Origin of the sequence: Xaviernesmea oryzae (genome assembly GCF_900109605.1) — a bacterium.
Lineage (GTDB): Bacteria > Pseudomonadota > Alphaproteobacteria > Rhizobiales > Rhizobiaceae > Xaviernesmea > Xaviernesmea oryzae.
This window is the reverse complement of sequence record NZ_FOAM01000003.1, coordinates 121,173-134,559: the sequence shown is the minus strand read 5'-3', so window position 1 is coordinate 134,559 and position 13,387 is coordinate 121,173. Positions and strand designations below refer to the sequence as shown.

Annotated in this window: 9 protein-coding genes; 7 read left to right on the top strand and 2 right to left on the bottom strand. The window is 63.6% G+C overall.

Features of this window, described 5'->3' with window-relative positions; translation table 11 throughout:
• Positions 1–4 precede the first annotated feature (4 nt).
• Both pip and cimA read left to right on the top strand, forming a co-directional pair.
• Entirely contained in the window at positions 5–961 is a 957-nt protein-coding gene (pip, locus tag BMX61_RS04235; protein ID WP_075628998.1) for a prolyl aminopeptidase, read from the top strand.
• A 129-nt stretch (positions 962–1,090) separates the two neighbouring features.
• Positions 1,091–2,707: a citramalate synthase gene (gene cimA, locus BMX61_RS04230; RefSeq protein ID WP_075628997.1), complete on the top strand. Its 1,617-nt coding sequence runs from the start codon at positions 1,091–1,093 to the stop codon at positions 2,705–2,707.
• A gap of 114 nt (positions 2,708–2,821) precedes the next feature.
• Here cimA and BMX61_RS04225 read toward each other — a convergent pair whose 3' ends face one another.
• On the bottom strand, positions 2,822–4,813 hold the full coding sequence (locus tag BMX61_RS04225; RefSeq protein ID WP_075629202.1) for a bifunctional 2',3'-cyclic-nucleotide 2'-phosphodiesterase/3'-nucleotidase: 1,992 nt from the start codon (positions 4,811–4,813) through the stop codon (positions 2,822–2,824).
• A gap of 312 nt (positions 4,814–5,125) precedes the next feature.
• Here BMX61_RS04225 and rarD point away from each other — a divergent pair, with 312 nt between their 5' ends.
• On the top strand, positions 5,126–6,052 hold the full coding sequence (gene rarD, locus BMX61_RS04220) for an EamA family transporter RarD (RefSeq protein WP_075628996.1): 927 nt from the start codon (positions 5,126–5,128) through the stop codon (positions 6,050–6,052).
• A gap of 239 nt (positions 6,053–6,291) precedes the next feature.
• Here rarD and BMX61_RS04215 read toward each other — a convergent pair whose 3' ends face one another.
• Positions 6,292–6,912: an LOG family protein gene (locus tag BMX61_RS04215; protein ID WP_075628995.1), complete on the bottom strand. Its 621-nt coding sequence runs from the start codon at positions 6,910–6,912 to the stop codon at positions 6,292–6,294.
• Positions 6,913–7,321: 409 nt separating this feature from the next.
• On the opposite strand from BMX61_RS04215, the gene BMX61_RS04210 reads away from it, so the two are divergent.
• The 4 genes from BMX61_RS04210 (at position 7,322) to fabF (ending at position 13,301) form a co-directional block, all read left to right on the top strand.
• A complete protein-coding gene (locus BMX61_RS04210; RefSeq protein ID WP_075628994.1) occupies positions 7,322–9,244 on the top strand; it encodes a LysM peptidoglycan-binding domain-containing protein in 1,923 nt (640 codons plus the stop codon).
• 353 nt (positions 9,245–9,597) lie between these two features.
• Positions 9,598–11,484, top strand: a complete 1,887-nt coding sequence (locus BMX61_RS04205; RefSeq protein WP_075629201.1) for an ABCB family ABC transporter ATP-binding protein/permease — start codon at positions 9,598–9,600, stop codon at positions 11,482–11,484.
• The gene (locus tag BMX61_RS04200) at positions 11,481–11,960 is read left to right on the top strand and encodes a MarR family winged helix-turn-helix transcriptional regulator (protein ID WP_083639565.1); all 480 of its coding nucleotides are present in this window, start codon (positions 11,481–11,483) and stop codon (positions 11,958–11,960) included. The genes BMX61_RS04205 and BMX61_RS04200 overlap by 4 nt, the downstream gene beginning before the upstream one ends.
• Positions 11,961–12,032: 72 nt before the next feature.
• Complete coding sequence (fabF, locus tag BMX61_RS04195; RefSeq protein WP_075628993.1) at positions 12,033–13,301, top strand: beta-ketoacyl-ACP synthase II; 1,269 nt, start codon at positions 12,033–12,035, stop codon at positions 13,299–13,301.
• The last annotated feature ends 86 nt before the right edge of the window (positions 13,302–13,387 follow it).

The window sequence follows — 13,387 nt, the reverse complement described above, 5'->3', positions numbered from 1 at the left end:
CCCCATGAGCGAGACCCTGCGCAGCTTCTATCCCGAGATCGAACCCTATGAGACCGGCCATCTCGATGTCGGCGATGGCCATGTGATCTATTGGGAGAAGGTCGGCACCCCCGGCGCCAAGCCGGCCGTTTTCCTGCATGGCGGCCCCGGCGGCGGCTGCACGCCGACCTATCGCCGCTTCTTCAACCCTGAAGCCTATGACGTGCTTCTATTCGACCAGCGCGGCTGCGGCCGCTCCACGCCGCATGCCGGGCTGGAGGCCAACACCACCTGGCATCTGGTCGCCGATATCGAGCGTCTTCGCCAACTGATGGGTGTCGACAAATGGCTCGTCTTCGGCGGTTCGTGGGGCTCGACGCTGGCGCTCGCCTATGCCGAAACCCATCCCGAGCGGGTCTCGGAACTGGTGGTACGCGGCATCTACACGCTGACCAAAGGAGAGCTTGACTGGTACTATCAGTTCGGCGTCTCCGAAATGTTCCCCGACAAATGGGAGCGCTTCGTCGCGCCGATTCCGCCGGCCGAGCGCGGGCAGATGATGCAGGCCTATCACAAGATCCTGACGGGCGCGGACAAGGCGGCGCAGATTGCCGCAGCCAAGGCCTGGAGCCTGTGGGAAGGTGAAACCATCACGCTGCTGCCCAATCCCGAGTTCTCAACCAGCTTCGCCGAGGACCACTATGCACTGGCCTTCGCCCGCATCGAGAACCATTTCTTCGTCAATGGTGGTTGGATGGAGGAAGGACAGCTGCTGCGCGATGCCCATAAGCTGGCTGAGATCCCCGGCGTGATCGTTCACGGCCGCTACGATATGCCGTGCCCGATGCGCTATGCCTGGGCGCTGCACAAGGCCTGGCCGAGCGCCGAGTTCTGCCTGGTCGAAGGCGCTGGCCATGCCTCGTCGGAACCCGGCATCCTCGACCGGCTGATCTATGCCACGGACAAATTCGCAGGCCTTTGAAGCGGGCGACCGACCGTCGCAATGCCTGTCGCAAAGATTGACAGATCGTGAAGGCTTGGTGACAAGAGGCGGCAACGCCGCCTCTTCCTCTTGGGAAGGGGCGCCAACCGTTCCCAGGGAGGGAACATCATGACCCGCGATCGCCTCTATATCTTCGACACCACGCTTCGGGACGGGCAGCAGACGCCCGGCATCGATTTCTCGGTCGAGGACAAGATTGCGATTGCGGAGATGCTGGACGCCTTCGGTCTCGATTATGTCGAGGGCGGCTATCCCGGCGCCAACCCAACGGATACGGCCTTCTTCGCCAAGCGCCGCACCCGCCATGCCCGCTTCGTCGCCTTTGGCATGACAAAGCGGGCCGGCGTTTCCGCCGCCAACGATCCGGGGCTTGCGAGCCTCCTGCAGTCCAACAGCGACGCCATCTGTCTTGTCGCCAAGAGCTGGGACTATCATGTCACCGTCGCGCTTGGCTGTTCCAACGAGGAAAACCTCGACAATATCAGGGCCTCCGTCGCCGCCGTGGTGGCGAGCGGCCGCGAGGCGATGATCGACTGCGAGCATTTCTTCGATGGCTATAAAGCCAATTCCGCCTATGCGCTGGCCTGCGCCTGCGCCGCTTATGAGTCCGGCGCCCGCTGGGTGGTGCTCTGCGACACCAATGGTGGCACCCAGCCTAGCGAGATCCGCGACATCGTTGCCGCCGTGATTGCGGCCGGCATTCCCGGCGACCGGCTCGGCATCCATGCCCATAATGATACAGGGCAGGCGGTCGCCAATTCGCTGGCCGCGGTCGAAGCCGGTGTACGCCAGATCCAGGGCACGCTGAACGGCATCGGCGAGCGCTGCGGCAATGCCAATCTGGTGACGCTGATCCCGACGCTCGTCTTGAAGGCGCCTTATGCCGAGCGCTTCACGCTTGGCATCGACCGCGAGCGGCTGCAGGGGCTTACTGCGCTGTCGCACGCCTTCGACGAGCGGTTGAATCGTTCGCCCGATCATCAAATGCCCTATGTCGGCGCCTCCGCCTTCGCCACCAAGGCCGGCATCCACGCCTCCGCGCTGTTGAAGGACCCGCGCACCTATGAGCATGTGCCGCCGGAAACGGTGGGCAATCTGCGCAAGGTGATGGTCTCGGATCAGGGCGGCAAGGCCAATTTCATCAATGCCTTGAAGCGGCGCGGCATCGTCGTCGACAAGGACGATCCCAAGCTCGACCGGCTGATCGCGCTGGTCAAGGAGCGCGAGGCGCAGGGCTATGCCTATGAAGGCGCCGACGCGAGCTTCTCGATCCTCGCCCAGCGTATCCTCGGGAGCGTGCCGGATTTCTTTCGCGTCGAGGGTTTTCGCGTGATGGTCGAGCGGCGTTATGACGCCAACGGCCAGATGAAGACCGTATCGGAAGCCGTCGTGCGCCTCTCGATCGAGGGCGAGATGATGATGTCGGTCGCGGAAGGCCATGGCCCCGTCAACGCGCTCGACCTTGCGCTGCGCAAGGATCTCGGCCGCTATCAGTCCGAAATCGCCGATCTCGAATTGGTGGACTATAAGGTGCGTATCCTCAATGGCGGCACCGAGGCCATCACCCGCGTGCTGATCGAGTCGGCCGATAGCACCGGCGCGCGCTGGTGGACGGTCGGCGTCTCCGACAACATCATCGACGCCTCCTTCCAGGCGCTGATGGATTCCGTGATTTACAAGCTTCTGAAGAATCGCGGCGAGGCAGGCCGGGCTGCGGCGGAGTGAGCTTTACCCGGTCTCGCTGAAAGGCCAATGGGTTTTCGACCAGCGAGACCGGATCGTAAGCAGGGCGAGACCTCCCGCAGCGATTGCTCGCCACTATATGACCCGCCCTCTTTCTCACAGCACCAGCCGGAACTTGGCGAAGCCCTCGGTGCCTTCACCGGCGTCCTCGATCTTCGCCCCCTTGACCGAGGCGATCAGGCCGCGCGCCTTTGGCCCGCTTTCGAAGAAGGCGCTGGTGCCGGGCAGGGCCTTGATGCGCCAGTTGTCGTCGGCGGACGGGTTGATTGTGCCCTGATCGTGGATGTAGCGCACAATCACGTCGCGATTGGTGTCGGGTGCGGCGAAGATCACCTTGTCGGCGGCGATGCCGGGGAACTTGCCGCCACCGCCTGCGCGATAATTGTTGGTGACCACGACGAAATCCTGTGCCGGATCGATCGGCTTGCCCTCGAATTTGAGGTCCGTGATGCGATGCGCCTCGGGATGGACGAGCTTGCCGTCATTGTCGAAACGGGCCGGCTGCGACAGGTCGATTTCGTAGGTCACCCCATCGATCACGTCGAAATTATAGGATGGGAAGCCTGCGGCAATCAGCGGCTGGTCCTTCTCGCCCGGCTTCAGCTGGTTGAACAGGCCCGCCGACATTTCCAGCCAGTCCTTCACCTGAGCGCCGTTGATCTTCACCGCCTGGACGGTGTTCGGATAGAGATAGAGGTCGGCGACATTCTTGATGGCGATATCGCCGGCTGGCACGTCGGTATAATAATCGGCGCCGCCGCGTCCGCCTGCCTTGAAGGGCGCCGCGGCGGAGAGCACCGGCAGGTCCTTCCAGTCCGTATCCTTCAGCATCTGCCCGATATACCAAAGCTGTGCCTGACTGACGATCTGCACCGAGGGGTCGTCGGCAACAAGCGCGAAATAGGAGTAGAGCGGCGCGGAGCTCTTGCCGACCGGCGTGCGGACATAGGCAAGCGTTGCCTCATGCTCCGGCTTGGCGGCGGTGAGGATATCGGCGCGGTCGACCACGTCGGCCACCACCTTCTTGTCCTCGCGATGATAGATCGGGCGCGCTTGCGTGGTGAAATCCACCACCTTCCAGCTCTTGCCGTCCCGCTCTAAAAGCAGGTCGATCAGCCCGAGATGCGAGCCCCAGAAACCGGCCATGACAGCCGGCTTGCCCTGCAGCGTGCCCTTCACCGGATCGACGCCGGCAATGCCGTCGAAGCTCTTTGGGCCGGGAAAGACCAGATGCTGATGGCCTGTCAGCACCGCATCGATACCCTCGACACCGGCGAGATAGAGCGAGGCGTTTTCCATGCGGTCGCTCTGGCCGGTGCCGTCGATGCCGGAATGGGAGAGCGCGACGATCAGGTCGGCGCCCTGTTCCTTCATCACCGGAACCCAGGCGCGGGCAGCCTCGACGATGTCGCGCGTCATCGCCTTGCCTTCGAGGTTCTTCACGTCCCAAACCATGATCTGCGGCGGCACGAAGCCGATCAGGCCGATCTTCAAGGGGCTGGTTGCGCCCGAGCCGTCCGTCACCGTCTTCTCGACGATGGTGAAGGGTTTGAAGAACAGCGCGTCCTTGGTCGGATCGCTGGCGAGCTGGCCCTTGGTCAGGTTGGCGCAGACATAGGGGAAGTTGGCGCCGGAAAGTGCCTTGAACATGAAGTCCAGGCCGTAGTTGAACTCGTGATTGCCCAGTGTGCCGGCCTCATAGCCCAAGAGGTTCATCGCGCGGATCACGGGATGGACGTCGCCGTCCTTCAAACCCTTCTGATAGGCCATGTAATCGCCCATCGGATTGCCCTGCAGGATATCGCCATTGTCGACGAGAAAGGAATTGCCGGCCTCCGCGCGGATCGCATCGATGATCGAGGCGGTGCGGGCAAGGCCGAGCGTCTCGTTCGGCTTGTCGCCATAATAATCATAGGGGAAGACGTGGACGTGGATATCCGTCGTCTCCATGATCCGCAGATGCGCCTGATTGGCGGCCGCATGCGCGGCAAAAGGATGAAGAAGCACCAGGCCGGACGCGGCCCCCATTCCAGCCAGCAGCGTGCGGCGCGTCAGGAAAGCGGGAGAGGCGAGGGTGGAGACGGTCATGGGTTTCCCTTTCTGCCGGTTCGCGGCATTGATGCCGGCCCTTGTGACGCCGAAGCGAGGCTTGGGTGCGAAGACATCGCGCGGCCGCAGGGAGGCATCTGTGCCCTGTCCGCATCGGATGCCGCAGGATAGGATGCCGGCCTGCCCATTGCACCCGTCAAATGTGGCCGTTCTGCCGTCGCCTGCGCGCCCGGCGAAGACCGGCACTGCTCAAAATTTCTGCTCGACCGTTCATCCAAATGAATTGGCGTGGGCGGTGGGATTGGCGTAAGGCGCGCATATAACAAGAACATGTCGATGCGGAGGAAGACCATGGCGGAGCGCGCATATCCAGGGCCGGCTGAAAGCGGCGACAGCCCACGCGGCGTCGTTCTCGCCTTGATCGCCTATCTTCTCTGGGGGCTTCTGCCTTTTTTCATGAAGGCGGTCGCGCATATCCCCGCGCCCGAAGTCATCGCCCACCGCATCATCTGGTCGCTGCCGATCGTCGGCGGCTATATCATTTTTCTCGGCAGGACGGCGGATCTCAAGCGCGCACTTGGCAACCCGCGCATGCTGGCCATGGCCTGCGTGACGGCGGCGCTGATCACGGTCAATTGGGGCATCTATGTCTGGGCGATCGGCGCGGGCAGGGCGCTGGAAGCTGCGCTCGGCTATTACATCAATCCGCTGATTTCCGTTCTGCTCGGCGCGGTTCTGCTGAAGGAAAAGCTGAGCCCGGCGCAGATGGTGGCCATCGGCCTGGCGGCGGCGGCCGTCGCCATCCTCACCCTGCAGGCCGGCGGCCTGCCCTGGGTCTCGATCGGCCTGGCGCTCAGCTGGGCCTTCTACGCCTTTTTCCGCAAGACGCTGCCGGTCGGCCCCAATCAGGGCTTCTTCCTCGAGGTCATGCTGCTCGCCGGTCCGGCGCTCGTCTATATCGTCTGGCTGGAAACAACGGGCGGTGGCCATTTCGGCGACACCGGCCTGGTCGATCTGGGCCTGTTAATTGCTTGCGGTGTGGTGACCGCCGTGCCGCTGCTGATCTATGCCAATGGCGCCAAATTGCTGAAGCTCTCGACCATCGGCATCATGCAATATATCGCGCCGACCATGATCTTCTTCATCGCCGTCTTTGCCTTCGGCGAGCCCTTCGGCATGGTCAAGCTCATCGCCTTCGCCCTGATCTGGAGCGCGCTCGCCGTCTATACGGGCTCGATGTATATGACCGCGCGGCGGGCGAAGCGGGTTGCTGCCTGAGACCACATGCCGAAGATCGCTGACGGATCTTGGACATGACTGGCAGAGGTCGCAATCGTTTATGCCGCAACGAAGCCTTGGAGAGGCTGCCGGCAAGCTGACCATAGCGCCGAGCAATCCTGCGGGATTTGGTGGAAGAGTTGCGGGCGCGATCCGCATGCATGATCGAGCCAAACAGAAAGGCGCCGCCCATGCTGGGGCCGGCGCCTTCGTCTCGCAGAAGCCTTGCGACAGCTCGCTCAGAGCTTGTCGATGATGTCGCTCTCGCCTTCGCGGTCCACCTTGCCGGCCCAATGCTGGATCAGCGTCGGCACGATGTCCTCAATCCGGTCGACGATCATCGGCTGCACCTGGTGGGCCGTGTGGATGAAGCCGGCATCGGCCATGTGGCGGATCAGGGCCATTAGCGGGTCCCAGAACCCATCGACATTGGCAAAGACCATCGGCTTGCGATGACGGCCGAGCTGGGCCCAGGTCATGATCTCGATGATTTCTTCCAGCGTACCGATGCCACCGGGCAGGGCGACGAAGGCATCTGCCCGCTCGAACATCTTGTGCTTGCGATCGTGCATGTCGGCCGTCACGATCAACTCGCTGAGCTGGCCAAGCGAGTGGCGGGTGGCCTCCATGTCCATCAGGAATTCCGGGATGATGCCTGTCACGCGGCCGCCATGGGCGAGCACACCGCTTGCCACCCCGCCCATCAGCCCCCGCGTGCCGCCGCCATAGACGAGGCGCATGTGATTTTCGGCGATGGATTTGCCCAGCGCGCGGGCGGCGTCCATGAAAACGGCTTCGCGTCCGGGCTGGGAGCCGCAATAGACGCAGACGGATCGAATCGGAAGGGTCATGTCACTCATGACCCGCAGCAGACATCCGGGCTTTCTGAGCGTCAAGGAAAATGACGGAGACGGTGAATGCGTGATGGCGGAACGCTTGTCGAACAGAGCGGAAATCGTTAGCTGTTTTTGATGTAAAATGCCGTTCGGAAAGCGGGAACTGGCGCAGGGCCGTGCTTCCGTCGCAGTCTTGTGCAAAAGTCGTTCGATGGACGTGCAAAGCCTGCCTGCCACGGTCGTCGAGCGGCATGCAGCGTAAAAAGGACCGCGATGGCGCAGATGCGCCGACAAGGCGTCCAGGGATGCACGGAGCCCTTATTGCGGGAAGCCGTCGTGTCTTCGGTCACGGCCCCTGCGCGGATGGCTGCGCGAAGCGATGTTTTTGCCGGATGGGCGGATCGTCCCGGGCTGGCGTGTGGAGTTGAGTGCGATGAAGAATAAGGCCGGGCTGGTGGCGCTGATCGTCCTGGCGGCAGCGACATTGCTGATGGTGTTTCTGGTCTTGCCGAATATCGGCAACAAGGCCGTTGAAACCGCTGCGACCGCGCCGGGCAAAGGTGTCGAAGCAACGCCGGCGCCCTTGTCTACGCCGTCCAGCCCCTTGCCGCAACCGAACGATCAGCCGACCGATGCCAAGGCGCCGTCGACAGGCGCAGCGGCTCCGGCCCCGCAGCCGTCGCCGCAGGCCGCAGCCCCCGTTACGCAAGATGCGCCCGCCGCCTCTGCGCAGGCCGGCACGGCAGGCAACAGTGCTGCCCCGGAAAGTCAGCCGGCGCCAGACACGGGCGCGCCCAGCTTCGACGTCTTGCGCGTCGAGCGGGACGGGTCCACGGTTATTGCCGGTCGTGCCGCCCCGGACAGCAATCTGTCGATCGTCAGCGGCGATACGGTGATTTCCACGACCAAGGTCAGCCCCGGTGGCGAGTTCGCGGCGGTCCTCGACCAGCCGTTGCCCCCCGGCGACTATCAGCTCACGCTACGCGCCACCGGCAAGGATGGGACCGACAAGCGCTCCGACGAAGTGGCCACTGTGTCCGTGCCCAAGTCGGCGGATGGCGAACTGCTCGCTATGGTCTCCAAGCCCGGTGAAGCCAGCCGGATCATCACCGCGCCCGGTCAGGGCGATGATTCCGCGCCCGCGCCGGCCGTTTCCGCGCCGCCTGCAAATTCCGCTGACGGCAAACCTGCCGACGCCACCGCTGCGGCATCGACAGCCCAGCCGCCCGCCACGCCATCGCCCACGGCCCCATCGACCGCCCTGCCGGCGGTGCGCATTGCCGTGACCGCCGTGGAGATCGAGGGTCGCCGCCTCTTCGTCGCCGGCACGGCGCCTGCCGCTGCGCTGGTGCGTGTCTATGCCGACAGCAACTTCGTCGGCGAGGCGAAGGCCGGGTCGAACGCGCATTTCGTCGTCGATGGCCAGATCGATCTGTCCGTCGGCTCGCACATCATCCGGGCCGACCTCATTGGTCCGGACGGGGTCAAGGTGGTCATGCGCGCCTCGGTGCCATTCGAGCGGCCGGCCGGCGCGCAGGTCGCCGCCGTGGCTCAGGCTCCCACGGACGGTGTGGCCGGCGATGCCGATAGCCAGGCTCTGGACATGGCGCGCGGCCAGGTGCGCAAGGCCTTCACATTGCTGAAGGGCCTGTTTGCCGGAGACCAGGTGCCCCAGGCGGATGCGTTGGCGGCAGCCCGATCCGCCACCGAGATCAGCCTCGGCACACTGAGCGGCCTGCGGCCTGAGCCGGCTGCCTCGCAAGACACCCGCGCGCGCATCCAGCAATCGGCTTCGGCCGCTGCCCAGGGGCTTGCCATCTTGAAGCCCGCGCCGCGCGACACGGCTGGCGTAAAGGCTGTGCTCGGCAAGCTTGAAGAGGCGCTCGGCCCTGTGCTGCGCGACGGCGCCGCACCGGCTCTTGCCCAGGCACCCGAGACACCGGCGGCTCAGACGCCAGCGCCGCAGTCGGCTGCATCCCAAGGACCGGCAGCTTCACCCCAGACGCAAGCATCGGCCGAACAGCCCGCAGCACAGCCAGCACCGAGCGAACAGGCTGCCGCGGCGCCTCAAGCCGCACCGGATGCGACCGAGCCGCCGACGGTCGAGCAGGCGCCCCTCCAGCAGAGCCGCAATTCCGTGATCATTCGCCGGGGTGATACCCTCTGGCAGATTTCGCGGCGTGTCTATGGCGCCGGGGTTCGCTATACGACCATCTATGTTGCCAATGAGGACCAGATCAACGATCCGGACCGCATCCTGCCCGGCCAGATCTTCGGTGTGCCCGACAGCGCGATGCCGGATGCGCAATCGCAGGAGATCCACCGCCGCCACATGAAGCAGCTGCGCGATCGATAAGATCACGTAGCACTCGGGAGCGCTTGGGCGGGCAAGAGGCCGCGGGACATGACGATGGACTGAAGATTCGGGTTCGAAGCTGTCGGGATCCTCAGGCCACGCATCATTTCCCTCATGCGTGAGGCCTGTATGTCGTCTGCACGTGGCCCTTGAAATGAGGTTCGCGCGCCATCGTGGCTTCAGGGTGATCAGCCTTATCGGGCCAAGATGACGCTATGGATGCTTCGGGCTGTAGCGGCGCGGCAGGCCGGCTTGCCGATCCCTATCAACACATCACAAGCAGAAAACCGTCAGGCGTTTCGCGCGCCTGCGGCGATCGCTCATCGCAGAACTTCGTCAGAAAGGCGCATGACGTGGCACGACAGGACAAACTCGTTTCCGCCGATGCCGGCAATCCGCTCGGGACGCTGCGCAATCTCTGGCCCTATATGTGGCCGAGCGAGCGGCCGGATCTGAAAATGCGCGTGGTCTGGGCGACCGCGATCCTGCTGATCGCCAAGATCGTGCTGCTGCTCGTGCCCTACTTCTTCAAATGGGCGACGGATGCGCTGAACGGTCGAGCGGATCTGTCCGGCCCGGTGCCGAGCATTCTCACCGGCGCTCTGGCGCTGGTGGTTGCCTATAATCTGGCGCGGCTCCTGCAAGCGGGGTTGAACCAGCTGCGCGACGCGCTGTTTGCCAGCGTCGGGCAGCATGCCGTGCGCCGGCTGGCGGAGCGCACCTTCATCCATATGCACCAGCTCTCGCTGCGCTTCCATCTGGAGCGGCGCACCGGCGGCCTGTCACGCATCATCGAGCGCGGCACCAAAGGCATCGAGACGATCGTGCGCTTCACGATCCTCAACTCGATCCCGACGCTGATCGAATTCCTGCTGACTGCGGTCGTCTTCTGGTGGGGATATGGCTTCAGCTATCTCTTCGTCACCGCCGTTACCGTCTGGCTCTATATCTGGTTCACGGTGAAGGCCAGCGATTGGCGCATCGGCATTCGCCGCCAGATGAACGACAGCGACACCGACGCCAACACCAAGGCGATCGACTCGCTCTTGAATTTCGAGACGGTCAAATATTTCGGCAATGAGGAGATGGAGGCGCGCCGCTTCGATGCATCCATGGCGCGTTACGAGAAGGCCGCAACGCAGGTCTGGACCTCGCTCGGCTGGCTGAACTTCGGCCAGGCGGTGATCTTCGGCCTGGGCACGGCGATCATGATGGTGATGTCAGCGCTCGCGGTGCAGCGCGGCGAGCAGACGCTGGGTGATTTCGTCTTCATCAATGCGATGCTGATGCAGCTCTCCATCCCCTTGAACTTCATCGGCTTCGTCTACCGAGAAATCCGTCAGGGCCTGACCGATATCGAGCAGATGTTCGACCTCTTGGAGGTCCAGCCGGAAGTGGTCGACTGTCCCGGCGCGTCGGCGCTCGTCATCGAGCGCGGCGCGATCCGCTTCGACAATGTCCACTTCGCCTATGATTCGGAACGACAGATCCTCAAAGGCGTCTCCTTCGAGGTGCCGGCGGGCAAGACGGTCGCCGTGGTCGGCCCCTCTGGCGCAGGTAAGTCGACGCTGTCACGGCTGCTTTACCGCTTCTACGACGTCCAGTCCGGCTCGATCACGATTGACGGGCAGGATGTCCGCAACGTCACGCAGAAGAGCCTGCGCGCGGTGATCGGCATGGTGCCGCAGGACACCGTGCTCTTCAACGACACCATTGCCTACAACATCCGCTATGGCCGTATCGGCGCCAGCGAGGCGGAGGTGGAGAAGGCTGCCGACATCGCCCAGATCGGCGGCTTCATCCGCGCGCTGCCGCAGGGCTTCTCCGCCATGGTCGGCGAGCGCGGCCTGAAACTCTCCGGCGGGGAAAAACAGCGCGTGGCGATTGCCCGCACGATCCTGAAAAGCCCGCCGATCCTGATCCTGGACGAGGCGACGTCGGCGCTGGACACGGCCACGGAGCAGGATATTCAAGCGGCCCTGGACGTGGTTTCTCAAAATCGCACGACCCTGGTCATAGCCCACCGGCTCTCCACCGTCATCAATGCGGATGAGATTATCGTGCTGCGGGCCGGTGAGATCGCCGAGCGCGGCACGCATGCGCAGCTGCTTGCGCAAAACGGCCTTTATGCCTCAATGTGGAACCGCCAGCGCGAAGCGACCCAGGCGGAAGAGCACCTGCGCCAGGTGCGCGAGAGCGACGATCTCGGCGTCGTCGTGCGCAAGGAGCCGGCTGTATGAAGGCAGCGGCGCATGCCGTCGATCTGCCGGACAAATCTTTGCAGGATTCCTTTATGTCGATGCGCGATGCCCTCTCGAACTGCCTTGTGCTGAACACGGTCGCGGCCGCCCGCACGCTCGTGCGCAAGGGCGATGCACGGTTCAAACCGTTTGGGGTTACGGTCCAGCAGTTTTCCCTGCTTGCGGCGATCCGCTTCAATCCGGGCGAGCCGGTGATGAGCCTTGCGCAAAAAATCCAGCTGGATCGGACAAGCCTCACACGCAACCTCGACCTTCTGGAAAGAAAGGGACTCGTCCAAAGAGCCGCAGATGCGGTTGGAAATGCCCGCATTTGCGAATTGACCAAGGAAGGCAGTGTCCTTCTCGACCAGCTTCTCCGGGTATGGCAGCAGGCCCAAAGCGAAATTTCGCAAGGTTTCACCGAGGACGAGGCGGACACCTATCTCCGCCTCGCGAAGGATTTTGCAGACAGGTGACATCCTTGAGAAATCCGTAGCCCGATTGCCTCTTGATGTGTATATGCACATCAGTCTCAAGGAGGTGCTTATATGCAAGAGCCAATCGTCATCACCGGTCTTGGCGCCGTCTCCCCGCTCGGGTCTGGTGTGAAAGCGACCTGGAGCCGGCTTCTGGCTGGCCAAAGCGGCATTCGGGCCAATACGCGCTTTGATGCGCGGGATTGGAAGTGCCGCATTGCCGGCCTCGTCCCTTCGATCGAGGAAGACGCGCATGGCTTCGATCCGGAAGCGGCGATGGATGCGCGTGAACTGCGTCGCACCGATCTCTTCATCCACTATGCCATGGCGGCGGCCCAGGAGGCGGTGAGCCAAGCAGGCTGGTATCCGGAACGCCCTGAAGAATGCGCGCGAACCGCCACGCTAATCGGCACAGGCGTGGGCGGCGTTCCCGCCATCACGGCGGCGACCGAAACCATCCGCCTGTCCGGTGTGCGCCGTCTATCCCCCTTCGTGGTGCCGTCCTTCCTGCCGAATCTTGCCGCTGGCCAGGTCGCCATCCGCTTCGGCTATATCGGCCCGGCAGGCGCGCCGACGACAGCCTGCGCGGCATCGGCCCAGGCCATTGGCGATGCGATGCGCCTGATCCGATCGGGCGAGGCCGATATCGCCCTTTGCGGAGGCACGGAAGGCTGCGTCGATCCCGTGGCCATTGGCGGCTTCACCGCCGCCAAGGCTCTCAGCTTCAATTTCAACGATCGCCCGCAGCAGGCATCGCGGCCTTTCGACCGGGATCACGATGGTTTCGTTCTCTCGGAAGGCGCGGCGATGCTGGTGATCGAACGGCTGTCGCATGCCGAACGCCGGGGTGCCCAGCCGCTCGCGATCATCTCGGGCTATGGGACAACAACGGATGCCTATCACGTCACCTCGGGCTGCCCCGACGGTCGTGAAGCGGCGCGGGCCATGAACGTGGCCTTGTCCATGGCCGCGCTTCGACCGGAAGAGGTCAGCTATATCAACGCCCATGCCACATCCACGCCGGTGGGCGACGCTGCGGAACTGGCGGCGTTGAAAACGGTTTTCGCCGGCGCGCGGGGCCATATTCCCATGAGTTCCACCAAATCGGCCACAGGCCATATGCTGGGCGCGGCCGGCGCCATGGAGGCGGCCTTCTGTGTGCTGGCGATCCAGGATCAGATCCTGCCGCCGAGCTTGAACATCGATCAGCCGATGTCGGAAGCGGAAGGGTTCGATCTTCTGTCAGAGGGCGCACGCAGGGCCAATGTCGAGCACGCCCTGACGAACGCCTTCGGCTTTGGCGGCGTCAATGCCGCCCTGGTGTTCAGTCGATACCGGTAGAGGGTGCGATAGCCGCTGGATGGACCGTGATGATCTCGGCCGGGCGCATGTGATGCCGTTTCACGTCATGAAGGCGGAAGCAGGTC